The 23495-nt window shown below is 71.0% G+C and carries 18 protein-coding genes; 12 read left to right on the forward strand and 6 right to left on the reverse strand.

All coding sequences use genetic code 11. From position 1 onward, the window contains the following. Positions 1-26 precede the first annotated feature (26 nt). The gene (locus tag FHX52_RS12260; protein WP_141822406.1) at positions 27-1871 is read left to right on the forward strand and encodes a glycoside hydrolase family 3 protein; all 1845 of its coding nucleotides are present in this window, start codon (positions 27-29) and stop codon (positions 1869-1871) included. On the opposite strand, the gene FHX52_RS12265 is transcribed toward FHX52_RS12260, so the two are convergent. The 3 genes from FHX52_RS12265 to FHX52_RS12275 form a co-directional block, all read right to left on the reverse strand. Then, positions 1859-2107, reverse strand: coding sequence for a DUF2630 family protein (locus FHX52_RS12265; protein WP_141822408.1), 249 nt, complete (start codon positions 2105-2107; stop codon positions 1859-1861). The genes FHX52_RS12260 and FHX52_RS12265 overlap by 13 nt on opposite strands. 255 nt (positions 2108-2362) lie before the next feature. Beyond that, positions 2363-3049 (reverse strand): zf-HC2 domain-containing protein, encoded by a 687-nt coding sequence (locus FHX52_RS12270; protein WP_141822410.1) that lies wholly within the window; start codon positions 3047-3049, stop codon positions 2363-2365. Further along, entirely contained in the window at positions 3046-3534 is a 489-nt protein-coding gene (locus FHX52_RS12275) for a sigma-70 family RNA polymerase sigma factor (protein WP_141822412.1), read from the reverse strand. The genes FHX52_RS12270 and FHX52_RS12275 overlap by 4 nt, the downstream gene beginning before the upstream one ends. Before the next feature lie 158 nt (positions 3535-3692). On the opposite strand from FHX52_RS12275, the gene FHX52_RS12280 reads away from it, so the two are divergent. Both FHX52_RS12280 and FHX52_RS12285 read left to right on the forward strand, forming a co-directional pair. Beyond that, entirely contained in the window at positions 3693-4535 is an 843-nt protein-coding gene (locus tag FHX52_RS12280) for a uracil-DNA glycosylase (protein ID WP_141822414.1), read from the forward strand. A 49-nt stretch (positions 4536-4584) separates the two neighbouring features. Continuing rightward, positions 4585-5025 (forward strand): META domain-containing protein, encoded by a 441-nt coding sequence (locus FHX52_RS12285; RefSeq protein WP_141822416.1) that lies wholly within the window; start codon positions 4585-4587, stop codon positions 5023-5025. 263 nt (positions 5026-5288) lie between these two features. Here the strand turns inward: FHX52_RS12285 and FHX52_RS12290 are convergent, their stop codons facing one another. Next, on the reverse strand, positions 5289-7019 hold the full coding sequence (locus tag FHX52_RS12290; protein ID WP_185747262.1) for a serine/threonine-protein kinase: 1731 nt from the start codon (positions 7017-7019) through the stop codon (positions 5289-5291). A 190-nt stretch (positions 7020-7209) separates the two neighbouring features. Here FHX52_RS12290 and FHX52_RS12295 point away from each other — a divergent pair, with 190 nt between their 5' ends. From FHX52_RS12295 to FHX52_RS12305, 3 genes are all read left to right on the forward strand, one after another. Further along, complete coding sequence (locus FHX52_RS12295) at positions 7210-7737, forward strand: DnaJ family domain-containing protein (protein ID WP_141822420.1); 528 nt, start codon at positions 7210-7212, stop codon at positions 7735-7737. Positions 7738-7863: 126 nt separating this feature from the next. Next, positions 7864-9048 carry a helix-turn-helix domain-containing protein gene (locus FHX52_RS12300; protein ID WP_141822422.1) on the forward strand — a complete coding sequence of 395 codons (1185 nt, stop codon included), beginning with the start codon at positions 7864-7866 and terminating at the stop codon, positions 9046-9048. Between the two features lie 356 nt (positions 9049-9404). Beyond that, complete coding sequence (locus FHX52_RS12305) at positions 9405-11186, forward strand: NAD(P)/FAD-dependent oxidoreductase (protein ID WP_141822424.1); 1782 nt, start codon at positions 9405-9407, stop codon at positions 11184-11186. Positions 11187-11443: 257 nt separating this feature from the next. On the opposite strand, the gene FHX52_RS12310 is transcribed toward FHX52_RS12305, so the two are convergent. Together FHX52_RS12310 and FHX52_RS12315 are read right to left on the reverse strand one after the other, a co-directional pair. Next, complete coding sequence (locus FHX52_RS12310; RefSeq protein ID WP_141822426.1) at positions 11444-12241, reverse strand: HAD-IIA family hydrolase; 798 nt, start codon at positions 12239-12241, stop codon at positions 11444-11446. A gap of 66 nt (positions 12242-12307) precedes the next feature. Then, the gene (locus FHX52_RS12315; protein WP_141822428.1) at positions 12308-13528 is read right to left on the reverse strand and encodes an ROK family transcriptional regulator; all 1221 of its coding nucleotides are present in this window, start codon (positions 13526-13528) and stop codon (positions 12308-12310) included. Positions 13529-13663: 135 nt separating this feature from the next. Here FHX52_RS12315 and FHX52_RS12320 point away from each other — a divergent pair, with 135 nt between their 5' ends. The 6 genes from FHX52_RS12320 to FHX52_RS12345 all read left to right on the forward strand — a co-directional run bounded on the left by FHX52_RS12320 (position 13664) and on the right by FHX52_RS12345 (position 23491). After that, positions 13664-15145, forward strand: coding sequence for a sugar ABC transporter ATP-binding protein (locus FHX52_RS12320; RefSeq protein ID WP_141823663.1), 1482 nt, complete (start codon positions 13664-13666; stop codon positions 15143-15145). Then, complete coding sequence (locus FHX52_RS12325) at positions 15142-16230, forward strand: ABC transporter permease (protein ID WP_141822430.1); 1089 nt, start codon at positions 15142-15144, stop codon at positions 16228-16230. The genes FHX52_RS12320 and FHX52_RS12325 overlap by 4 nt, the downstream gene beginning before the upstream one ends. Positions 16231-16360: 130 nt before the next feature. Next, positions 16361-17422 (forward strand): substrate-binding domain-containing protein, encoded by a 1062-nt coding sequence (locus tag FHX52_RS12330; RefSeq protein WP_141822432.1) that lies wholly within the window; start codon positions 16361-16363, stop codon positions 17420-17422. A gap of 83 nt (positions 17423-17505) precedes the next feature. Next, positions 17506-18738: a Gfo/Idh/MocA family protein gene (locus FHX52_RS12335; protein WP_141822433.1), complete on the forward strand. Its 1233-nt coding sequence runs from the start codon at positions 17506-17508 to the stop codon at positions 18736-18738. A 143-nt stretch (positions 18739-18881) separates the two neighbouring features. Beyond that, on the forward strand, positions 18882-19997 hold the full coding sequence (locus FHX52_RS12340) for a sugar phosphate isomerase/epimerase family protein (protein ID WP_141822435.1): 1116 nt from the start codon (positions 18882-18884) through the stop codon (positions 19995-19997). Positions 19998-20230: 233 nt separating this feature from the next. Further along, on the forward strand, positions 20231-23491 hold the full coding sequence (locus FHX52_RS12345) for a PQQ-dependent sugar dehydrogenase (protein WP_246069948.1): 3261 nt from the start codon (positions 20231-20233) through the stop codon (positions 23489-23491). Positions 23492-23495: the final 4 nt, after the last annotated feature.

The following is a 23495-nucleotide window of genomic DNA, read 5'->3' on the forward strand; positions in this document are numbered from 1 at the left end:
CCCTCACCGAACGAAAGGCCCCACCCGTGCGCCCCGAGCTCAGCACGACCGAGGACGGCGTCGCCTACCGCGACCTCAACGGCAACGGCCGGATGGACCCCTTCGAGGACCCACGGCTGCCCGTCGACGACCGGGTGGAGGACCTCGTCGGCCGCCTCTCCCTCGAGGAGAAGGTCGGCCTCATGTTCCAGACCGTCATCGAGGCCGGCGCCGACGGCTCCCTCATCGAGGAACCTGGCGCCATCAGCAAGTCGCCGACGACCACCGTCGTGCGCGACAAGCACCTCAGCCACTTCAACGTGCACGCCCTGGGCGACCCCCGGCTCGCGGCACGGTGGAGCAACGCGCTGCAGGCGCTCGCCGAGACGACGCCACACGGCATACCCGTGACGATCTCGACCGACCCGCGGCACGCGTTCATCGAGAACGCCGGGGTCTCCTTCTCGGCCGGTGCCTTCTCGCAGTGGCCGGAGCCGTTGGGGCTGGCAGCCCTTCGCGACACCGAGGCGGTGCGGGCCTTCGCCGACATCGCCCGGCAGGAGTACGTCGCCGTCGGCATCCGAGCGGCCCTGCACCCGACGCTCGACCTCGCGACCGAGCCGCGGTGGGCGCGCCAGGCGGGCACGTTCGGCCAGGACCCCGATCTCGTCACCGAGCTGGGCGTGGCGTATCTGCAGGGCTTCCAAGGGGATTCGCTCGACGAGGCAAGTGTGGCCTGCACGAGCAAGCACTTCCCCGGCGGCGGTCCGCAGAAGGACGGCGAGGACGCGCACTTCCCCTACGGCCGCGAGCAGGTCTACGGCGGAGGCAGATTCGCCGACCACCTCAAGCCGTTCCCCCCGATCATCGCGGCCGGCACCGCGGGCATCATGCCCTACTACGGTATGCCGCTCGGCCTCGTCATCGGCGGGGAGCCCATCGAGCCAGTGGGTTTCGGCTACAACAAACAGGTCGTGACCGGGCTGCTGCGCGAGAAGTTCGGCTACGACGGCGTCGTCGTCACCGACTGGGAGCTCGTCAACGACAACCACGTCGGCGACCAGGTCCTCCCGGCCCGCGCCTGGGGGGTGGAGCACCTCGACCCGCACGGCCGCATGGAGCTCATCGTCGATGCTGGTGCCGACCAGTTCGGCGGCGAGGAGTGCGTCGAGATCCTCCTCGACCTCGTCGCCCAGGGCAGGGTCACCGAGGCCCGCATCGACGAGTCGGCCCGGCGCCTGCTCGCTGTGAAGTTCCGGCTCGGGCTGTTCGACAACCCCTACGTCGACGAGGACGCCGCCGCCGAGACGGTGGGCCGGGCCGACTTCCGCGAGCTGGGCCACGCCGCCCAGGCGCAGTCGGTCACCGTGCTCGCCCAGCGTGCCGCCGCCCTGCCACTCGTGCCGGGTCGGCGCGTCTATGCCGAGCGGGTGTCCGATGAGGCGCTGGCGCGGCACGGGATGACCCGCGTCGAGCGACCGGAGGACGCCGACGTCGCGCTCGTGCGCCTCATGGCTCCCTTCGAGCCGCGCTCCGACCTCTTCCTCGAGGCGTGGTTCCACCAGGGGTCGCTCGACTTCCCGCCCGGCCTCGTGCACCGCCTCGCACGGATCGCTGCGGTGTGCCCGCTCGTCATCGACGTCGTCCTCGACCGCCCCGCCGTGCTCTCACCCCTGCTCGACACGGCAGCGGCCGTCGTCGGCAGCTACGGGAGCAGCGACGATGCCCTGCTCGACGCGCTGACGGGCGTCATCCCGCCTCGTGGCAGGCTGCCCTTCGACCTGCCCCGGTCGATGGAGCAGGTGCGTCGGCACCACGAGGACGTGCCCGGCTACGACGACCCGCTGCTGCCCTTCGGGCACGGGCTGTCGATCCAGGGTCAGCCGATGTAGCCCTCGACCGTGCGCTCGGGCCGCACTTGCGCCTCGTCGGGGTTCTCGCCGAACTCGCGCTTGGCCCGGCGCTGGCGCAGGAGGTCCCAGCACTGGTCGAGCTCGACCTCGACCTCGCGGAGGCGGGCATGCTCCTCGTCGACCGAGATCGCGCCGGCCTGGAGGGCCCCGCGCAGCTGGTGCTCCTCGTCGATGAGCGAGCTGATGCGGTGCTGGATGCTGGTGTCGTCAGCCATGTCGCCACCTTCGCACGCCCCCGCCCGTGCAGTCGAGGGCCGTCGAGGGTCATCAAGGCCGTCGGGGGCCGCGCGTGAGCCGTCCGGAGTATCCGACCTGAAGAACCGGCGCCTGCCGTGTATCAGGCCGTCGCCACAGTGCACTGATCGGCAGGGGAAGGGTGCGGGGCAGGGGGGCCGCCCCGCACCAACCCTCAGCGTGCAGCGGGCGCCGGGTCCGGCCAGGGAGCGGACCGGGCGCCCGCTCGGCTGCGCTCAGGTCGTCGCCGAGGCGAGCACCTGACCCTTGCCGTCGCGGATCTCGAGCCGCTGGATCTCGTTGGGGCGCAGGGCAGTCGCCCCGGTCAGCTGGGAGTATCCCGTCGGCGTGCCGCGCCACGACGCAGCCGCGGTCGAGCCGCCCTTGCGGTCGATGACGTAGAGGGTCAGCTGCCCGGACGTCGGCATGTCCTCGCAGTCGAGGTCGAGCTGCGTGCCCCACCCCCGCGTCACGAGGGCGACGTCGACGCGGACCGACGACCCCGGTGCGGGCGCTGCCACCACGTGCGTCGTCGGCAGCTCGGGCGGGGCCGTGAGCCGCGGGCCGAGCCACAGGCCGGCGCCGAAGAGGACCGCCGCGGCGGCTGCCGCAACCGCGGTGAACCAGCGGCGTCGGGTCTGCCGCCGCCGGGCGACGGCCGAGAGCAGCCGCGGGAGCTCCTCGTCGTCGGACACCGACGGCGCGGCGGCAGCGTCGCCTTCGGCGTCAGGAGAGAGGTGGGGGCCGCCGGCGGGCCCGGCGAGGGCGAGCAACCGCGGCAGCCCCGACACCTGACCCAGCTCGGCCTGGCACGCGGCGCAGGTCCGCAGGTGCTCGGTGAAGGCGCTGTGGTCGGCGTCGGACAGTCCTCCGAGCAGGTAGCCGCCGAGGAGGACGTGCAGGCCATCGGACTCGTCGGTCATCTCGTCACTCCCATCTCGTCGAGGATGGCGCGCAGGTGGCGCACGGCGTAGTAGGCCCGCGACTTCACGGTCCCCTCGGGGGTTCCGAGCCGCGTCGAGGTCTCGGCGATGCTGAGCCGCTCGTAGTAGAGGCAGCGCACGACGTCGCGGTGGGCGGGCTGGAGCCGGCCGAGCGCCTCCTCGACGAGCACCTGGTCGAGCGCGCGGTCGAGGTCGGCGTCGTCGACGGGGAGGTCGACGAGAGCCGTCTGCTGCGGTCGGCGTGTCGAGGCGCGGTGCTGGTCGACGATGAGGTGCCGGGCCGTCGTGATGAGGTAGGCGCGCAGGTTGTCGACCTCCGGGGCCTGCCGCCACACCCGCAGGATCACCTCCTGCACGATGTCCTCCACCCGGTTGGCGTCGCTCGTCGCGCGCCAGACGACCCGGCGCAGCATCGGGCCGTGCTCGCGGTAGATCGCCGCGACGGCCTCGTCGTCGAGCGGCATCCGTGCCTCACCTCCTCACCGTGGTCCCCGTCTGGGAGACGCCACGACCGGCACCGCGGTTCACCTCAGGCCTCCTGCCCACCCCCGCACCGTCTCACGTCGACCCCGTTCGCCCCTGCCGTATGCCGTGAGGCGCCCCTGCGTCCTAGCGTGGGCTCATGTGCCCCGTCGGTCTGCCGAACCCCGCCCGTCATCCGGTCACCGGTGGGCTCTTCCTCTCCCCGGTGCCGGCGGGATCGGGCTGGCCCGGTGACCCGGCGACGGCCGAGACGCCCGTCGCCCGCACCCCTGCCCAGGTGGGGCGACTGGCGAAGGGTGCGGACGGCATACCGGAGCTCGATGCGCGGATCAGCGTGTGCCGGGCGTGCCCGCGGCTCGTCGCGTGGCGCGAGACGGTGGCGGTGGAGGGGCGGCGGGCGTCGTTCGCGGACCAGCCCTACTGGGGCCGCCCCGGCCCCTCCTTCGGCGACCCCGACGCCGAGGTGCTCGTCGTCGGGCTCGCCCCCGCGGCCAACGGCACCAACCGCACCGGCCGGATGTTCACCGGGGACCGCTCGGGCGACTGGCTGTATGCCGCGTTGCACCGTGGCGGCTACGCGAGCCAGCCGACGTCGGTCAGTTCGGGCGACGGGCAGGTGCTGCGGGGTCTGCGGATCGTCGCGGCCGTGCGGTGCGCTCCACCGGCGAACAAGCCGACCACCGAGGAGAAGGCCGCGTGCGCTCCGTGGCTCGACCGCGACCTCGAGCTCTCGGAGGGCCGGCTCCGCTCGGTGCTCGCGCTCGGTTCGATCGCCTGGGATGCGGCTCTCGGCGCGGCTCGGCGTCGCGGATGGCAGGTGCCGACTCCCAAGCCTCGCTTCGGGCACGGCGCGGAGGTCGTGCTGACGACCGCTGCTGGTCATCCTGTGCGCCTCGTCGGGAGCTACCACGTGAGCCAGCAGAACACGTTCACCGGCAAGCTCACCGAGGCGATGCTCGACGAGGTCATCGCGCGCCTCTGAGCGAGGCCTTCGCCTGCGGCTGGGTCTCGTCGTGTGCTTGGGTCGGGTCATGACCGAGAACGTGGCTGACAACACAGCTGGCAACACGGCTGGCAACACGGCTGGCAATGCGATCCACGGCACCGAGTGGACCGTCCAGGAGCTAGGGGGTGAGGTGACGGCCCCGCCGAAGCCGCAGCTGTCCTTCGGAGCCGACGGCCGGCTCACCGGTACAACGGGCGTCAACCGGCTCATGGGGGAGTTCGAGGTGCGCGACGGGCTGCTCGTCGTCGGCAACGCCGCGACGACCCGCATGGCCGGCCCGCCCGAGGCGATGGCCCAGGAGCAGCGCCTGCTCGAGCTGCTCGGCGCCGAGCAGGCCTTCGTCATCACCGGCGACCGCCTCGAGATCGGTGACGGTGAGGCGGCCGCCCTCCTCGTGCGGCCGAGCATCCAGCCCGTGCCGGGTGAGGCCGCCGCTGGTGGTGCGGGGTCTGCGGAGACGGCCTAGAGGCCCAAACGGCAAGCTGCGGCGGCCCGGCGCCGTGGCTCCTGGGGTGCTGCCTCTATGGGTGCCTCTATGGGTGCCTCTGTGCTGCCTCTGCGTTGAGTCAGCACGTGACTCAACACCGACCACCCGCGTCGGGGCGCTCCGGTGGCGAGTCACTCTGAGTCACTCTGAGTCACTCTGAGTCACTGGGTGACTCAACGCAGGGGAGGCCCGGACCACCTCAAGCGGCGCCGAGACAGCGGACAGCTGCGTGCCCGGGTGCATCAGGCCTGTCGGCTGCTGAGCACTGAGGAACGGTCGATCTTGAGCTGCCCGCCGTCGCGCACGAGGGAGTAGGACGTGCGCTCGATGAACGTGCGGCCGTCGGCGTAGTCGTAGCGCAGGGTGGCGACCACGGAGGAGGGGGCGGTGCTCGTGACCTGCGAGACCTGCACCCGGTTGATGCTCCCCCAGAACCGGTCGTAGTAGGCGCGGCTCGTCGCCGTCGTGCGCTGGTAGCGGTCGGTCAGCCGAGCCCACCCGGCATCGGTGTTGCCGGGCAGCAGCCCGTAGTAGTCGCGGACAGCCGCGCTCAGGGCGTTCGCCGTCACCGCGCCACTCCCGGCGTTCGCTGGGGGCGCTGCCGTGGTGGCGGGCGCGGGAGCAGAGCTCGTTGCAGACGGAGCACTCGTGCGGGTCGGGGTGGGTGAGGCCGGCCGCGAGGTCGGTGCGGCAGAGGATGACGCAGCGGCAGACGACGAGGCCGCGGAGGTCGGAGCGGACGATGACGACGACGACGGCGAGGTCGCAGCGGTGACGCGTGGTGCAGGGGCTGCCTCGCTCGCGGGGTCGTTCGCGCGCTGCACGGCCCAGACGCCGAGGAGGAGGAGGACGAGGGCGCCTGCGAGCACCGCAGCGCCGCGCCGTCGCCGCCGCGCGGGGGCGACGAGATCGCCAGGCCGGTCTGCAGCCCCGTCGTCCGGGGTGGCGTGCGGCGCCGCCGCCGCTCGCGGTGCCTCTGGTGCCGGTCGTGGTGCGTCGGCGGCCGGCGGTGGGGGAGGGTCGCTCGGCAGTTCCACGGTGTGGCCCCCCTGTGCTCCCAGCGCACCCGCGCCCACGAGGGCTGCTCCGGCCACGGGCAGCACCTTCGTGGACCCGGGACGCTCGCCCGTTCCTTCACCCATGCCGACAGTGGCGCTGGTGGACAGCCGGGAGAGCGCCTGCGCTGCCTGCTGCATCGTCGGCCGCCGCTCGGGGTCTGCATCGAGCATCGTCAGCAGGACGTCCGCGAGCGGCCCCGCGAGACGCGGCGGGTCGATCGTCCCTGACGCGACCTTGTGCAGCAGGGCCATCGGGTTGTCGCCTGCACCGAAGGGCGGCGTGCCCTCCACCGCGGCATACAGGGTCGCGCCGAGCGAGAAGACGTCGGACGCGGGCGTCGAGCTCGCGCCGCGCGCCACCTCGGGAGCGAGGTAGGCAGGCGTGCCCGTCAGCATGCCCGTCGACGTCAGCGAGACGTCGCCGAAGGCGCGCGAGATGCCGAAGTCGGTGATGAGCGCGGTGCCGTCGTCGGTGATGAGGATGTTGCCGGGCTTGACGTCGCGGTGCACGATGCGGGCCGCGTGGGCGGCGGCCAGAGCCGAGGCGACCTCGGACCCGACCTTGGCGACGCGAACGGGCGCCAGGGTGCCCTCCGCCCGGAGGATCTCGTGGAGGCTGCGCGAGGGGATGTACTGCATGACGAGGCACGGCTGCCCCTCGTGGTCCACCACGTCGAAGACGGGCACGGCGTTCGGGTGGTCGAGCCGGGCGGTGATGCGGGCCTCGCGCATCGCACGCTGGTGCGCGACGGCGGCCTCGTCCTCGGGCAGGTCTGCGAGCGCCCGCAGCTGCTTGATGGCGACGGCGCGGCTCAGCCGCTCGTCCCAGGCCAGCCACACGTGGCCCATGCCGCCCGACCCGATGCGGTGCTGCAGTCGGTAGCGACCTGCCATCAGGTCCCGCTGCTCGCTCACGTCTTCGCTCCTCGTCACTCGACCGGTCTGTCCGTGCGGCTGTGCCCGCACGGCGGTGTGCGCACGTCTCTTCGCACGCAGGGCGTCGGCAGACCCGCGGCCCGTCCCGTGCACGTACCCCCACAGCAGCGGATCGCACCCTCCAGCGCTGCCCGCCACCCGGCATACGGAATCGTCTAGCGTAGACGGCATGGCCAGTCAGCCCTCGTGGGAGAGCCCCGTGGAGAAGCAGATCCGCGAGGCCCAGGAGCGCGGCGACTTCGACAACCTGCCCGGGGCGGGCAAGCCCTTGGACCTCAGCGACTCGGGCGACCCCGACTGGTGGCTCAAGCGGTTCGCCGCGCGAGAGAACCTCGACCTCGGTGGTGCGCTGCCCGGTGCGCTCGCGCTGCGCAAGGAGGCCGCGGGCTACCCCGCGTCGCTCGTGGACGTGCGCACGGAGGCGAACGTCCGCGAGGTCATCGAGGACTACAACAAGCGCGTGCTCGCCGACCGGCTGCGGCCCGCGGTCGGCAACCTGCCGCCCATGCTCGCCAAGACCCTCGACGTCGACGAGATGGTCGCCCAGTGGCGGATCCTGCGGGGCGAGGTCGAGGCGCAGGAACGACGGGCGCGGGTGGAGCGCGAGGCGGCGCAGCGTGCCGAGCAGGAGCGGGAGGCGCGGCAGGGGCGGCAGGGGCGCGGTTCGTGGTGGCGGCGGCTCTTGGCCCGCGGCTGACGCCGGCGACCTACCCAAGGGCGGTGCCGCCGTGTCACGATCGGGTGTCTCGAGGTGACCCCTCGGCGCCGAACCACCGCAAGCCCGATGCAAGCCCTGTCCCAGATGTCCGTCGCAAAGGTGCGCATGACGACAGCCTCCGGACTCGAAGCCGCCCTGACGGCGTTCGAGGATCCCGCAGCCAAGGCGCGCGACCTCCTGCGCCTGCACCGCACGTGGGCCCACACGCGTGAGGTGCCGCAGGGTGCGCGCGGCGTGGTCGCCCGGTCGTGGCTGCGGCAGACGCCGGAGGGCGACAAGGTGTCGCGCCCGATCTCCGACGACGCCCTGCTCGGGCGCCGCGAGCGGTCGCAGCTGCTCAGCTCGGTCGTGCCGCTGCTCAAGGAGCGCCTCCTGCCGCTCGCGCACGAGGCCGGCAACGAGCTCGTCATCAGCGACGACGAGGGCTACCCGCTGTGGATGTTCGGTCCGTCGCCCGTGCGCCGCCAGAGCGACGGTCTCGGCTTCGTCGAGGGCGCCCGCTGGCGCGAGGGCGACGTCGGCACCAACGCCCTCGGCACGGCGATGGAGGAGCGGCGTCCCGTCCAGATCTTCGGCCCCGAGCACGCCCGCGAGGACCAGCACGCGTGGGTGTGCACGAGTGCCCCGATCCTCGACCGTCGCGCCCGTATGCCGCTCGGCGTCGTCACGCTGAGTGGTGCCTTCCGCACGGCCCACCCGCACACGCTCATGCTCGTGACGATGGCCGTGCGCGAAGCGGTCGAGAAGCTCGCGGGGGAGCACGAGCGCGACCTCCGCCGGGTGGCGCGTGCGAGCGAGCCGTGTGCGGGCGCCGGACGCTTCGTCGTCGTCGACCGGCACGGGTGGGTGGCGCGGGCGGAGGGCTACGGCGTCGGCGAGCGGGTCTGGGTGCCGAGCAGCCTGCGGGCCGGTTCGCTCTGGGTGCCCGAGATCGGGCAGGTGCGGGCCGAGGCGATCAGCGGCGGGTGGGTGCTGCACGAGGACGTCGCACTCGCCGCAGCCGTGCGGGTCGAGGTCGTGCGACGCCCGCCGGCGCACGTCGTCGTCGCGAGCGGCGACACGACCGTCGAGGTGCCCCTCAGTGAGCGCCACGCCGAGATCGTCGCCCTGCTCGCCGAGCACCCTGCGGGTCTCGACACGGCGGCCCTCATGGCACGGCTCGACGGGGTGGGCTCGCCGGTCACGATCCGGGCCGAGATGTCGCGGCTGCGCAAGCGCCTGGGCGGCCTCATCGAGAGCCGGCCCTACCGCCTCACCGCACCGGCAACGGTGCGCGCCGACACCCCCTGACCCCCGCACCCAACAATCGAAAGAGCAGTTCGTCGCCGTCGAGCGCGGCCCCCAGCAATCGAAAGAGCAGTTCGTCGCGGTCGAGCGGGCCCGCGCGGCCGCGTGGAAGGGCGACGAACTGCTCTTTCGATTGCCACTTGGGGTCGCTGGCAGCCGACGAACTGCTCTTTCGATTGCCGTCTGGGGTCGCTGGCAGCCGACGAACTGCTCTTTCGATTGCCACTTGGGGTCGCTGGCAGCCGACGAACTGCTCTTTGGATTGGGGTGGGGTGCAACGTTCTGCAACTCTGTCGCGCCCCGCCTCTGGCTCCTAGCGTCTGCCCGAACGACCCACCACGTGGACAAAGGAGTTGGCGATGGGTGAGCAGCTGACGGCGGGCACCTGGCTCGAGAGCTTCGGCGAGGCCTTGGCCTCGGGCGAGATCGACCGGGTGACAGGCCTTTTCGGTGAGGAGTGCTACTGGCGCGACCTCATCAGCATGACGTGGAACATCCACACCTCCGAGGGGCGCGAGGCGATCGCCGACATGCTCGGCAGCGTCGGGCCGCAGGCCTGGCCGGGAGAGATCGTCACCACCTCCGAGTCGGAGGCCGACGGCGTGGCCGAGGCGTGGTTCACCTTCGGCAACGCGACCTTCACGGGCAAGGGCCTCGTCCGCGTGCGTGACGGCAAGGCGTGGACCCTCCTGACGAGCGCCCAGGCCCTCAAGGACCACCCCGAGCCGTCCGGCACGCGCCGGCCCCGCGGTGCCGAGCATGGGGTCAACGTCTCGACCGAGAACTGGCTCGACAAGCGCCGGCAGCGGGTCGAGTCCTACGGGGTCGACGCCGAGCCCTACGTGCTCGTCGTCGGTGGCGGTCAGGGCGGCATCGGTCTCGCCGCGCGTCTGGGCCGCCTCGACGTGCCGACGCTCGTCATCGACAAGTACCCGCGGCCGGGCGACCAGTGGCGCAGCCGCTACCACTCGCTCTGCCTGCACGACCCGGTCTGGTACGACCACATGCCCTACCTGCCCTTCCCCGACCACTGGCCGGTCTTCACGCCCAAGGACAAGATGGGCGACTGGCTCGAGAGCTACACCAAGGTGATGGAGCTCGACTACTGGAGCAACACCGAGGCGACCTCCGCCTCCTTCGACGAGGACGCCGGCACGTGGACCGTCCACGTCACGAGGGAGGGCCGTGAGGTGGTGCTCCACCCGGCCCAGCTCGTGCTCGCGACGGGCATGAGCGGCATACCGAACGTGCCGACGCTGCCTGGCCACGACGTCTTCCGCGGCGACCAGCACCACAGCAGCAAGCACCCCGGCGGGGCGCGCTATGCGGGCAAGAAGGTCGTCGTCATCGGGTCGAACAACTCCGCCCACGACATCTGCGCCGACCTCTGGCAGAACGGCGCCGAGCCGATCATGCTCCAGCGGTCGAGCACGCACATCGTGAAGTCCGACTCGCTCATGGACAAGGTCCTTGGTCCGCTCTACTCCGAAGAGGCCGTCGCAGCCGGGATCGACCACGACACAGCGGATCTCGTCTTCGCGTCGATCCCCTACAAGATCCTCGCCGACTTCCAGCGGCCGGCGTTCGACGCGATCCGTGAGCAGGACAAGGACTTCTACGCCGCCCTCGAGTCGGCTGGCTTCGACCTCGACTTCGGCGACGACGACTCGGGCCTCTTCCTCAAGTACCTCCGGCGCGGGTCGGGCTACTACATCGACATCGGTGCCTCCGAGCTCATCGCCAAGGGCGCGATCCGGCTCGTGCGAGGGCAGGTCGACCACCTGACCGAGCACGCCGTCGTGCTGGCGGACGGCACCGAGCTCGAGGCCGATGCCGTCGTCTACGCGACCGGCTACGGGTCGATGAACGGCTGGGCCGCCCAGCTCATCAACCAGGAGGTCGCCGACGCTGTCGGCAAGTGCTGGGGCCTCGGCTCCGACACGACGAAGGACCCAGGCCCGTGGGAGGGCGAGCTGCGCAACATGTGGAAGCCCACGCAGCAGGACAACCTGTGGTTCCACGGCGGCAACCTGCACCAGTCGCGCCACTACTCCCGCTACCTCGCCATGCAGCTCAAGGCCCGGCTCGAGGGGATCGACACGCCCGTCTACGCCCTCGCGCCGTCGCACCACAAGGCCTGACCGTCCCCAACAATCGAAAGAGCAGTTCGTCGCCGTCGAGCGCGCGCCCGCGGGTCGCGTCGAAGGGCGACGAACTGCTCTTTCGATTGTCGTCAGGGGGCGGGCGCCCGACGGAGTGTTCTTTGGATTGTCGTCAGGGGGCGGGCGTCCGACGGAGTGCTCTTTGGATTGTCATCAGGGGGCGGGCGTCCGACGGAGTGCTCTCTCGATTGACCCCGCGGTATGCCGCGTGGCGGGGCTGACGGCATACGGGAGGGTCAGGCGGGGGTGGGGTCGCCCACGAGCTCGATGAGGTCGGCCACGGAGTCGACGACCCGGGTCGGGCGGTAGGGGAAGTGCTCGATCTGGGCGCGGCTCGTCGATCCGGTGAGGACGAGCACAGTGCGCAGGCCTGCCTCGAGACCGCTGATGATGTCGGTGTCCATGCGGTCTCCGACCATGAGTGTCGTCTCCGAGTGGGCGTCGAGCCGGTTGAGCGCGCTGCGCATCATGAGCGGGTTCGGCTTGCCGATGTAGTAGGGCTGGCGTCCGGTGGCGGTGGAGATGAGCGCCGCGACCGAGCCGGTGGCCGGCAGGGTGCCCGCCGGGCTCGGGCCGCTCGGGTCCGGGTTGGTTGCGATGAAGCGAGCGCCCTTCTCTATCAGACGGATTGCCCGGGTGATCGCCTCGAAGGAGTAGGTGCGCGTCTCGCCGAGCACGACGTAGTCGGGGTCGCGGTCGGTCATGACGTAGCCGATGTCGTGCATCGCCGTGACGAGGCCCGCCTCGCCGACGACGTAGGCGCTGCCCTCGGGGCGCTGCTCCGCGAGGAACTGCGCGGTGGCGAGGGCTGAGGTCCAGATCGCCTGCTCGGGCACGTCGATGCCGCTGCCGCGCAGGCGGGCTGCGAGGTCGCGGGGGGTGAAGATCGAGTTGTTCGTCAGCACGAGGAAGCGCTTGCCCGACGCCTTGAGCACCTCGACGAACTCCGACGCGCCCGGGATGGCGTCCTCCTCGTGGACGAGCACGCCGTCCATGTCGGTGAGCCAGGTGTCGACGGCGCGGTGATCGGTCATGGACCCATTGTGGTGGGCCTGCGCGGCCGCCGCGTCAGGACACCGCTGCGTCAGGACTCCGCTGCGTCAGGACGCCGACTGCGCGGCGATCGCGAGGTCGACCCGGTCGGCTGACAGGGCGTGCTGGATGACCATGGTCGCGGCCCCGATGACGCCGGCCTGGACGCCGGTCGTCGCGGCGACGATCTGCAGGTCGCTCGTGGCGAGGGGGAGCGAGCGTCCGTAGACGACCTCGCGGACCCCGGCGATGAGGCTCTCGCCCGCCTGGGCGAGCGAGCCGCCGATGACGATGACCGACGGGTTGAGCAGGCTGACGCAGGTGGCGAGCACCTCGCCGATGGTGCGGCCGGCCTGGCGCACGGCGTGGGCGGCCGGGATGTTGCCGCCGCGCACGAGCTCGACGATGTCGGCGTTGGACGTGGCGGTGATGCCGATCTCGGCGAGCGCCCTCATGATCGCGGGCCCGCTCGCGACCGCCTCGAGACACCCGAGGTTGCCGCAGGAGCAGAGCACCTCGGGGGCGTGCGGCGCCGCGACGTGGCCGAGGTCGCCGGCCGCGCCGACGGCTCCGCGGTGGAGGCGTCCGCCGCTGATGATGCCGGCACCGATGCCGGTGGCGACCTTGACGAAGAGGAGGTGCTCGACGTCGGGGTGAGCCACGGCGTGCTCGCCGAGAGCCATGATGTTGACGTCGTTGTCGACGAGCACGGGCACGTCGAAGACGCGGCCCACGTGCGCCGGCACGTCGTAGTTGTCCCACCCGGGCATGATCGGAGGGCGCTTGGGGCGGCCGCTCGAGTGCTCGACGGGGCCCGGCACGCCGATGCCGACGCCGATGAGGTCCGCGGCAGTGCGGCCGGTGAGGTCGAGCATGCGGGTGGTGGTCGAGGTGACCCAGTCGAGCACGGTCTCGGGGCCGTCGGTGATCGCGACGTCCTCCCCGATCTCGCACAGCGGGCGCCCCGCGAGGTCGGTCAGGGCGATCCGGCCGTGGGTCGCGCCGAGGTCGGCTCCGACGACGACGCGGGCCTCGGGGTTGAAGGCGAACCGCACCGGCGGGCGCCCTCCGGTCGAGGCGGCCTCACCACTCGGGGCGAGCAGCCCGCTCGCGAGGAGGGCGTCGACGCGTGATCCGACTGTGGACCGGGCGAGGCCGGTCAGCTTGGCGAGCTCCGCCCGGGTGCGGGGCGTCTGGTCGCGCAGCAGCTGGAGCAGCTCACCGGCGCCGGTCGACGGCGCAATGGGCTGCGAGGACGGGGCGATACGCACCTTCGAAGTGAAGCACATCCGGCTTCTGTGTGTCACGAAACAGTCTTTGTCAGATCGATTACAAACTTTTGCTTGACGCCCAGACAGAAGTGGGCCACGGTGTGACGCATGACATCTCGACGACGAGACGAGGCGACCGCCCCTCTCCTGCGCATGACCGGCGTGGTGAAGCGATTCCCCGGTGTCGTCGCCCTCGGCGGCGTCGACCTGGACGTGCAGCGCGGTGAGGTCCACTGCCTGCTCGGCCAGAACGGCGCCGGCAAGAGCACCCTCATCAAGGTGCTCGCCGGGGTCCACGAGCCCAACGAGGGCACCATCGAGTGGGAGGGCGAGCAGGTCACCCTCAGCCACCCCCAGGCCGCAATGGACCTCGGTGTCGCGACGATGTACCAGGAGCTCGACCTCGTCGAGGGCCTCTCCGTCGCCGAAAACATCTTCCTCGGCCACGAGCAGACGCGCTTCGGCTTCTCGCAGCGGTCAACGGCCCGCCGCGCGGCTGCGGCGCTCCTCGCCCGGCTGGGCCACTCCGAGATCTCGCCCGCGGTCGAGGTCGGCACGCTCTCGGCCGCCTCGTGCCAGATCGTCAGCATGGCGCGCGCCCTCTCCCTCGACGCGAAGCTCATCATCATGGACGAGCCGTCGGCCGTCCTCGACGCCGGCGAGGTGAGCCAGCTCTTCCGCGTCATCCGCGAGATCACCGACCAGGGCGTCGCCGTCATCTACATCTCCCACCGCCTCGAGGAGATCCGCGAGATCGGCGACCGGGTGACCGTCCTCAAGGACGGCCGCACGGTGACGACCGGGCTCGACGCCAAGACGACCCCGACGCAGGAGCTCATCCGGCACATGACCGGTCGCTCGATCGAGTACGTCTTCCCGCCCAAGCCCGAGGTGCCCGCAGGCGAGCCGCTGCTGCGGGTCGAGGGGCTGGGTCGCACGGGCGAGTTCTCGGGCGTCTCCTTCGATGTTCGTCCCGGCGAGGTCGTCGGGCTCGCGGGGCTCGTCGGCTCCGGCCGGTCCGAGGTCGTCGAGACGATCTTCGGGGCGCGCAAGGCCACGACCGGCACGGTCACGGTCGACGGCCGCGTCGTCCGGCCCGGGTCGGTTCCCGCCGCGGTGTCCGCCGGCATCGGCCTGTGCCCCGAGGAGCGCAAGAGCCAGGCACTCGTGCTCGGTGCGTCGCTCGCCTCCAACATCAGCCTCGCGTCGCTCGCCCGCTTCTCGCGTGCCGGCCTGCTCGACCGCGACGGCGAGAACACGTCGGCGGAGGAGCTGCTCGAGTCGCTCGACGTGCGGCCGCGGGGCATCCACCGCGAGTCGCGCACCCTCTCGGGCGGCAACCAGCAGAAGGTCGTCCTCGCCCGCTGGCTCCTCCGTGGCTGCCGCGTGCTCCTGCTCGACGAGCCCACCCGTGGCGTCGACGTCGGCGCCCGCTCCGAGATCTACGCCCTGATCCGCCGCCTGACCGACGACGGCGTCGCCGTCGTCGTCGTCTCCAGCGAGATCCCCGAGGTCCTCGGGCTCTCCAACCGGGTGCTGGTCCTCGCCGACCGCACCGTCCGCCACGAGGGCCGCGCCGACGAGCTCGACGAGCACGCCGTCCTCGACATCATCCTGAAGGGAGACGCGGCATGAGCGCCGACGTCACGAAGGCCGAACCGCCGTCCGGGGACCCGGGCACCGACCGGACGGGGGCTGTCGATCCGGTGGCCCAGCAGGGCCCGCCAGTCGGGGGTATGCCGTCCCGCCAGGGTGGTCTCGCCGGCTTCCTCAGCGGCCCGCTGGGACGCAACGCGGGTCTCGTCGTCGCCCTCGTGCTGCTCATCATCGTCGGCATCATCACCGCCGGTGACCGCTTCGCCAGCCCCGAGAACGCCTTGACGATCCTGCGCCTCGGCTCGGTCATCGGCGTCGTCAGCGTCGGCATGACCTTCGTCATCTGCGGCGGCGGCATCGACCTGTCGGTCGGCGCGATCGTCGCGCTCTCGTCGGTGTGGGCGACGACCGTCGCCACCCAGACCCTTGCGGCCGACTTCCACTGGATCGTCATGGTGTTCGCCGCACTGGCCGTCGGAGGCGTGTGCGGCCTGGTGAACGGCGTGCTCATCGCCTACGGGCGGATAGCACCGTTCATCGCCACTCTCGCGATGCTCGCTGCGGCCCGCGGTCTGGCCGAGATCATCGCCAAGCGGCGCACCCAGATCATCCGCGACCGCGACTTCATCAACTTCTTCGGCGGCAGCGTGCTCGGCATCCCGGTGCTCGTCATCCTCTTCGCCATCGTCGCGGTCGTCGGGTGGGTCCTGCTCAACCGCACGACGTTCGGCCGTCGCACCCTCGCGATCGGTGGCAACCCCGAGGCCGCGCGCCTCGCCGGCATCCGGGTCCAGCGCCAGACGATGTACCTCTACATCCTCCTCGGCGTCGCGTGCGGCATCGCGGCCGTCATGATCATGGCCCGCACGACGACCGGCACCTCGACGCACGGCACCCTCTACGAGCTCGACGCCATCGCGGCGGTCGTCATCGGCGGCACGCTGCTCAGCGGCGGTCGCGGCACCGTCGTCGGCACGGTCCTCGGTGTGCTCATCTTCACGACGCTCACCAACGTCTTCACCCTCAACAACCTCGACACCTCCACGCAGGCGGTGGCCAAGGGAGCCATCATCGTCGCCGCCGTCCTGCTCCAACAGCGGGTCTCCCGCACCAGGTCGACCTAGCCACCACGGCTGTCGTCCGGTCGGCCTCCCCACCCGGGGTCGTCGTCCACTCGCCAAGGGGGGGACTTCCCGAGGCGCTGCACCACAACTCACAGCATCACCTCACCACCCCGCTCACATAGGAGTCAGCGTGTCTGCATCACTTCCCCTCACCACCAAGCGGATCGCCTTCGCGGCGATCACCCTGAGCGCCGCCCTCGTCGCCGCCGGGTGCACGAGCAACGAGCCGGCCACGACGCCGGCCGCCTCGACGCAGCAGCCCGCGGGCAACGCCGCCAGCAGCAACGACGCCCCCGGCAAGAAGGTCGTCATCGGCTTCTCCGGCCCCGCGGCCGACCACGGCTGGCTTGCCGCCATCAACAACTCGGCCCTCGAGGAGGCCAAGAAGCACAGCGACGTCGAGCTCAAGGCCGCGGAGGGCACCAACGACGCGAGCCTCCAGATCAGCCAGATCGAGACCTTCATCAACGACAAGGTCGACGCCATCGTCCTGCTGCCGACGGACGGCGCCGCCCTCACCGAGGTCGCGACCAAGGCGATGCAGGCCGGCATCCCGGTCATCAACGTCGACCGCGAGTTCTCCAGCCCGTTCGCCGCGCGCTCGACGATCCTCGGCGACAACTACGGCATGGGCGTCTCGGCCGGCACCTACGCGTGCCAGGTCGTCAAGGACAAGAACCTCACCAACCCGGTCATCGCCGAGATCGCCGGCATCGACGCCCTGCCGCTGACGCAGGACCGCTCCAAGGGCTTCGCCGACGCGCTCAAGGCGTGCAACCAGACCGTCGACAACCGCGTCGCGGCCGAGTTCACCGTCGAGTCCGGCGAGAAGCAGGCCTCCAACCTGCTCCAGGCCGCTCCGAAGATCGACGTCCTGTGGAACCACGACGACGACCAGGGTGTCGGCGTCATGGCCGCCCTCGACCAGGCGAACCGTCACGAGATGGCCTTCATCGGCGGCGCCGGCTCGGCCAACGCCATGCGCTGGATCCAGGAAGGCAAGATGGCCGCCACGGTCATCTACCCGCCCACGCAGGCGGCCGACGGCATCAAGCTCGCGCGCCTCATCGCCCAGGGCAAGGGCCTGAGCGACCTCGTGCAGGTCGAGGTGCCCAAGCGCATCGTCCTCAACGCGCCGGTCGTCACCAAGGACAACGTCGAGCAGTACCTGCCGCTGGGCTTCGAGTCCTGATCGCCGGCTGCCCGCGCCGGAACCTCCGGCGCGGGCAACGGATCTGGACCACCGGAACCCACTGACCTCGGATTGAGGACGACATGAGCAACTCTGGCAAGCCTGCCCTCGGGGTGGGGATGATTGGTTACGCCTTCATGGGGCGTGCCCACTCGCAGGCCTGGCGCAACGCACGCAGCTACTTCGACGTCCCGGCGGTCCCGCGGCTCGCGGCCGTCGCCGGACGCAACGAGGCTGCGGCCCGGGACACGGCGGACCGCTTCGGCTGGGAGTCCGTCGAGACCGACTGGCGGCGCCTGCTCGAGCGCGACGACATCGACATCATCGACATCTGCACGCCGGGCGACACCCACGCCGAGATCGCGGTCGCCGCGCTCGAGGCGGGCAAGCACGTGCTGTGCGAGAAGCCGCTTGCCAACTCCGTCGAGGAGGCCGAGCGCATGGTCCAGGCGGCGCAGGCTGCCGCCGCCCTCGGTGTGCGGTCGATGGTCGGCTTCACCTACCGCCGGGTGCCCGCCATCGCGTATGCGCGCCGCCTCGTCGACGAGGGACAGCTGGGCCGCATCGTGCACGTTCGCGGCGCCTACCTCCAGGACTGGCTCGTCGACCCCGAGTCGCCGCTCACCTGGCGGCTCCAGAAGGAGCGCGCCGGGTCCGGTGCCCTCGGTGACGTCGGTGCGCACATCATCGACCTCGCCCAGTTCGTCACCGGCGAGCACCTGACGGGGGTGTCGGCCCTCACCGAGACGTTCGTGCGCGAACGCCCGGTGAGCGACCCCAGCCTCGTCGGCACGAGCGGCATCAGCGGGACCTCGGCATCCAACGGCTCCGCCGCGCGTGGTGCGGTCACGGTCGACGATGCAGCGGTGCTCGTGTCGCGGATGAGCGGTGGTGCCCTGGCGACCTTCGAGGCCACGCGCTTCGCGACCGGCCGCAAGAACGCGATCCGCTTGGAGATCAACGGAACTCGCGGATCACTCGCCTTCGACTTCGAGGACATGAACGTCCTGCACGTGCACGACGCGACCGTCGACGCGCGAGACGCCGGCTTCACCCGGGTGCTCGTCACCGAGGCGACCCACCCCTACGTCGCGGGGTGGTGGCCGCCCGGCCACGTGCTCGGCTACGAGCACGCGTTCACCCACCAGGCGGTCGACCTCGTCACCGCCATCGCCGAGGGCTCCGACCCCCGGCCCTCCTTCTCCGACGGGTTCCAGGTGCAGCGGATCCTGTCGGCGGTCGAGACCAGCGCGGAGCGGGAGGGGTCCTGGACCCCGATCGACGGGGCCCGCGTGCCGTCTCCATCCCTGTCCTGACCAGACACCACGTGCAGCCACGTCGCCCGTGCTGAAAGGAGCACCGTCCCACCCAGCTCGACACGTTCGACAGCTCGATCAGCTCGACCAGCTCGACACGTACGAACCAAGTCTCTGTCACTCCCTGAAGGAGCACGCACACCATGCACAACGACAACGACGTCAACCCGCTGAAGCTCGTCACGAAGCTCGGCCTCAACCGCCGTCAGTTCTTCGCGGCGACGACGGGCATGGCGGCCGCCGTGACCATGACCGGTGCCGCGGCCAAGGCCGCCCCCGGCGCGAACGGCATCCTCATCCCCGCGCCGCGTCGCGGCATCATCCTCTACACCGTGCGCGACGCGGTCGGCCGTGACCCGCTGGCCTCGCCCTTCGCCTCCGGCTTCAAGGAGGTCCTCACCGAGCTCTCGTCGATCGGCTACCGCCAGATCGAGTTCGCCGGTTTCCGCCAGCACGCCAACGCGGAGGGCGGTGCCGACCTCAACACCGTCGCCGGCGCCACCGCCCTGCGCACGTGGCTCGACGACCTCGGCCTCGAGGCCGAGGGCAACCACGGCTCCGTCCCCTCGACCATCACCGACACGACGATCGCGCAGTTCGACACCGCGTGCGAGATCGCCAACATCCTCGGCATGGGCCACATCGGCACGGGCAGCGACCCGACCGGAAGCGCCTACGTCGCCGACTGGGACGCCGCGGCAGCTCGCTGGAACTTCTTCGGCGAGCGCGCGGCCTCGCACGGCCTCAAGCTCTACACCCACAACCACGACATCGCCTACAGCTTCCTGCTCGACAGCGGGCCGGCCGATGCGCAGGGGCGGCCCACCCGGTCCTCGGGCATCCGCCGTCTCGAGTACTTCCTCGCCAACACCGACCCGAAGTACGTCTTCCTCGAGATGGACATCTACTGGGCGCACGTCGCTCAGTTCAAGCACAAGAGCTACACCGCGCCCGACGGCTCGGTCGTCCCGGCGCTCTTCGACCCGGCCGCTGTCGTCGCCGCCCAGACGCAGCGCTTCCCGCTCTTCCACGCCAAGGACGGCAAGTCCGACCCAGCCAACAGCAACGGCTACGTCATGGCGCCGTTCGGCCAGGGCGACATCGACTACTCGACGTTCCTGCGTCGGGTCGGCGCAAAGGGCTCGCACAACCCGATGTGGGAGATGGACACCGCTCCCGGCAACGCGGTGACGGCGCCCAACCAGTCGATGGAGCTCTCGAAGGTCAGCTACGACGCGATGGCAGCCCTGCGCGGCTGACCCCGGCCCCGCGGCGCGACCGCGGCCCCGTCACACGCCGGCGGGGCGGCATACCGGAAACACCGGCCCCCGGGGAGCGCAAGAGCCGTTGCAGCGGCGCGTCTCCCCGGGGTCCGGCTCAGCCCATCTCTGTCAAGAAGGACGTACCCATGAATGCTACAAGTCGTTTGAGAGGCCGGAGGGCACTTGCGGCAACTGCCGCAGCTGCCCTGGCCGCGACCATGTTGGGTGGTGTGCTGGCGACGCCGGCGACCGCCCACGACGGAGTCGACCACGGCGCCGAGCCGGCGCTCGACTGGTCGAACTACGAGAAGATCCTGCTCACCAAGGACACCGGTGAGCCCATCGACATGGCGGTCCTGCCCGACCGTCGCGTGCTCACGACCGCCCGCAACGGCGACGTGCGCCTCGTCGACCCCGACACCGGCGTCACGAAGGTCGTCAACACCCTCTCGGTCTACAACAACTCCGAGGACGGTCTCCAGACCGTCACGCTCGACCCCGACTTCGCCACGAACAAGTGGGTCTACCTCTACTACGCGCCCAAGACGATGACGGCGCCCTACGTCACGACGACGCCGACGGGGTCGGCGCCCAACAGCCTGCCTGCCGGCGCGGACGCCTCCTACTGGGACCAGTGGAAGGGCTACAACCAGCTGAGCCGCTTCAAGTGGGACGACGCAGCGGGCAAGCTCGACCTCGCGAGCGAGCAGGCCATCATCAAGGTCGAGGTCCAGCGCGGACAGTGCTGCCACGTCGCCGGTGACGTCGACTTCGACGCCGACGGCAACCTCTACCTCTCGACGGGTGACAACACGCCGGCGAGCGCGCCGGGTGCCAACGGCTTCGCGCCCAACAACAACGCGCCCGGCTTCAACCCCGGCTTCGACTCCCGCCGGGGTGCCGGCAACACCAACGACCTGCGCGGCAAGATCCTGCGCATCAAGGTCGGCGCCGACGGGTCCTACACGATCCCGTCCGGCAACCTCTTCACGCCCGGCACCGCCAAGACCCGTCCCGAGATCTTCGCCATGGGTCTGCGCAACCCGTTCCGCATCGACGTCGACCCGGTCACGAACTCGGTGTCGTGGGGTGACTACGGCCCCGACGCCGGCGCGCCCGACCCGCAGCGTGGCCCGATGGGCTACGTCGAGTGGCAGACGACCGCCATCACCAAGCCGATCAACGGCGGCTGGCCCTACTGCCACGGCCCGAACGCCAACTACAACGAGTGGAACTTCGCGACGGCGACGCCCGGCCCGTGGTTCGACTGCGACGCCGGCGCCAAGAACAACTCGACGTGGAACACCGGCCTCGCCCAGGTGCCGCCGGCCACCGCGCCGACGCTCTACTACGGCGACACCAACGCGCACCAGCCGTGGCCCGAGCTGACCGACTTCGACCGGCAGGGCGGCCAGGGCCCCATGGGCGGTCCGGTCTACCACTTCGACGCCGCCAACCCGTCGAAGACGAAGTTCCCGGCCTACTGGGACAAGAAGGCGTTCTTCGCCGAGTTCTCGCAGGACTACCTCGCCGTCTTCGACGTGCAGTGGCCGAACGGACCCGTCGACCACATCACGCACTTCCTGCCGAACGCGGCCCTCGAGACGAACGGCCAGCCGATCACCGACAGCCCGATCGACATCGAGTTCGGGCCGGACGGCTCGCTCTACGTCCTCGACTACGGCGACGGCTTCTTCCGCCAGAACCCCGACGCGGGCCTCTACCGCATCGACTACGCGGAGGGCAACAAGGCTCCGCAGGCCCGCATCAAGGCCACCCCCGTGAGTGGCAGCTCCGCCCCCCTGACGGTCACCTTCGACGGCTCGACCTCGGTCGACCCCGAGGGTGAGGCACTGACCTACGAGTGGGACTTCGACGGTGACGGCACCTTCGACGCCACTGGCGCGACCGCGCAGTACACCTACACGACCCTCGGTCGCTACAGCGCTCGACTCCGGGTCACCGACCCCGAGGGCAAGCGTGGCCTGACGAGCACCGTCATCAGCGTCGGCAACGTCGCCCCGACGGTGAACATCACCACCCCGCCCAACGGCGCCTTCTTCGACTGGGGCCAGGCCGTGCCGTTCAACGTCACGACCACCGACCCCGAGGACGGCACCGCGACGGTGTGCTCGCGCGTCTCGTGGACCTTCGGCCTGGGCCATGACGCCCACGCCCACCCGCTGAGCCAGGGCACGGGATGCCAGTTCGCGATCCCGACCCCGGCCGACGCGACGCAGCACGGCGAGACCGAGAACATCTTCGGCGTCGTCGTCATCACCTACACCGACAACGGTGCGAACGGCCTACCCGGTGCGACCACCACCGAGCAGCTCATCCTCAACCCGAAGAAGCAGGAGGCCGAGTGGGCCGACGCGACGCAGGGTGTGGAGCTCACGGCCGACAACACGGCGAGCGGCCTGCGCAAGGTCACCTCGTTCGACGCCGGCGACTGGCTGGCCTGGGACCCGGCGAACCTCGTCGGCGTCACCGGGGTCAAGGCCCGCGCCACGGGCACCGGCACCCTGTCGCTCCGTTGGGACTCGCCGACCGCGGCTCCCTTCGGCACCATCGCGGTGAACGGCTCCGGCTGGACCGAGGCGGCAGCGACCCTGTCGTCGAAGCCCACCGGAACGGGGCGTCTCTACGTCACCTCCACCGGCGGTGTCGTGCTCGACTCCCTCACCTTCACCGGTGACGGCGTCGCTGACGTCACGCCTCCCACCGTCTCGGTGACGCTGAACCCGGCGACCCCGAACGGCGCGAACGGCTGGTACACGAGCAACGTCACCGTGACGGTCAACGCGACCGACAACGGCACCGTCGCCTCGCGCCAGCGCTCCACCGACGGCGGCACCACGTGGGTCAACGCGAACACGGCGCTGACGGTCTCGACCGAGGGCACGACCACCGTGCTCTACCGGGCCACCGACAACGGCGGCAACGTCTCGCAGGTCGGGTCGGTGACGATCAAGCTCGACAAGACGGCACCCACCGTCTCGGTCACCGGTGCGGCCGAGGGAGCCTCGGTCGGCAACGCGGGCGACATCACCTGGACGGCGACCGACGCCACGAGCGGCATCGACTCCGTGACGGCCACCGTCGACGGCGCTGCCGTCGCGGGCGACAAGCCGCTCGCGCTGTGGAAGCTGCCGCTCGGCAGCCACACGCTCGTCGTCAAGGCGACCGACAAGGCTGGTCTCGTCACGACGACGACGAGGACGTTCACCACGACGACCTCGATCCTGTCGCTGACGGCGCTGACGGAGCGACTGGCCCGCGAGGGTCTCGTCACCCCGGCCGGCGAGAAGGAGCTCGAGAAGCGACTCCAGCAGGCCGAGAAGCACATCGCGGGCGGACGCACCAGTGCGGCCATCTCGCAGCTCGAGGGCTTCATCGCAGCGACGAAGTCCACCTCCAACGTCCGTGACGCGGCGGCTGCGGCCGCCCTGGCTCGCGACGCCAACGCGGTCATCGCCTCGCTGCGCTGACCGG

This window comes from Humibacillus xanthopallidus, from assembly GCF_006717145.1.
Taxonomy (GTDB): Bacteria; Actinomycetota; Actinomycetes; order Actinomycetales; family Dermatophilaceae; genus Humibacillus; species Humibacillus xanthopallidus.

Excerpts from the sequence above, each read along its gene's own strand:
- FHX52_RS12265 (WP_141822408.1), bottom strand. The coding sequence starts at position 2,107 with ATGGCTGACGACACCAGCATCCAGCACCGCATCAGCTCGCTCATCGAC.
- FHX52_RS12270 (WP_141822410.1), bottom strand. The coding sequence starts at position 3,049 with ATGACCGACGAGTCCGATGGCCTGCACGTCCTCCTCGGCGGCTACCTG.
- FHX52_RS12275 (WP_141822412.1), bottom strand. The coding sequence starts at position 3,534 with ATGCCGCTCGACGACGAGGCCGTCGCGGCGATCTACCGCGAGCACGGC.
- FHX52_RS12280 (WP_141822414.1), top strand. The coding sequence starts at position 3,693 with ATGTGCCCCGTCGGTCTGCCGAACCCCGCCCGTCATCCGGTCACCGGT.
- FHX52_RS12285 (WP_141822416.1), top strand. The coding sequence starts at position 4,585 with ATGACCGAGAACGTGGCTGACAACACAGCTGGCAACACGGCTGGCAAC.
- FHX52_RS12295 (WP_141822420.1), top strand. The coding sequence starts at position 7,210 with ATGGCCAGTCAGCCCTCGTGGGAGAGCCCCGTGGAGAAGCAGATCCGC.
- FHX52_RS12300 (WP_141822422.1), top strand. The coding sequence starts at position 7,864 with ATGACGACAGCCTCCGGACTCGAAGCCGCCCTGACGGCGTTCGAGGAT.
- FHX52_RS12305 (WP_141822424.1), top strand. The coding sequence starts at position 9,405 with ATGGGTGAGCAGCTGACGGCGGGCACCTGGCTCGAGAGCTTCGGCGAG.
- FHX52_RS12310 (WP_141822426.1), bottom strand. The coding sequence starts at position 12,241 with ATGACCGATCACCGCGCCGTCGACACCTGGCTCACCGACATGGACGGC.
- FHX52_RS12315 (WP_141822428.1), bottom strand. The coding sequence starts at position 13,528 with ATGTGCTTCACTTCGAAGGTGCGTATCGCCCCGTCCTCGCAGCCCATT.
- FHX52_RS12320 (WP_141823663.1), top strand. The coding sequence starts at position 13,664 with ATGACCGGCGTGGTGAAGCGATTCCCCGGTGTCGTCGCCCTCGGCGGC.
- FHX52_RS12325 (WP_141822430.1), top strand. The coding sequence starts at position 15,142 with ATGAGCGCCGACGTCACGAAGGCCGAACCGCCGTCCGGGGACCCGGGC.
- FHX52_RS12335 (WP_141822433.1), top strand. The coding sequence starts at position 17,506 with ATGAGCAACTCTGGCAAGCCTGCCCTCGGGGTGGGGATGATTGGTTAC.
- FHX52_RS12340 (WP_141822435.1), top strand. The coding sequence starts at position 18,882 with ATGCACAACGACAACGACGTCAACCCGCTGAAGCTCGTCACGAAGCTC.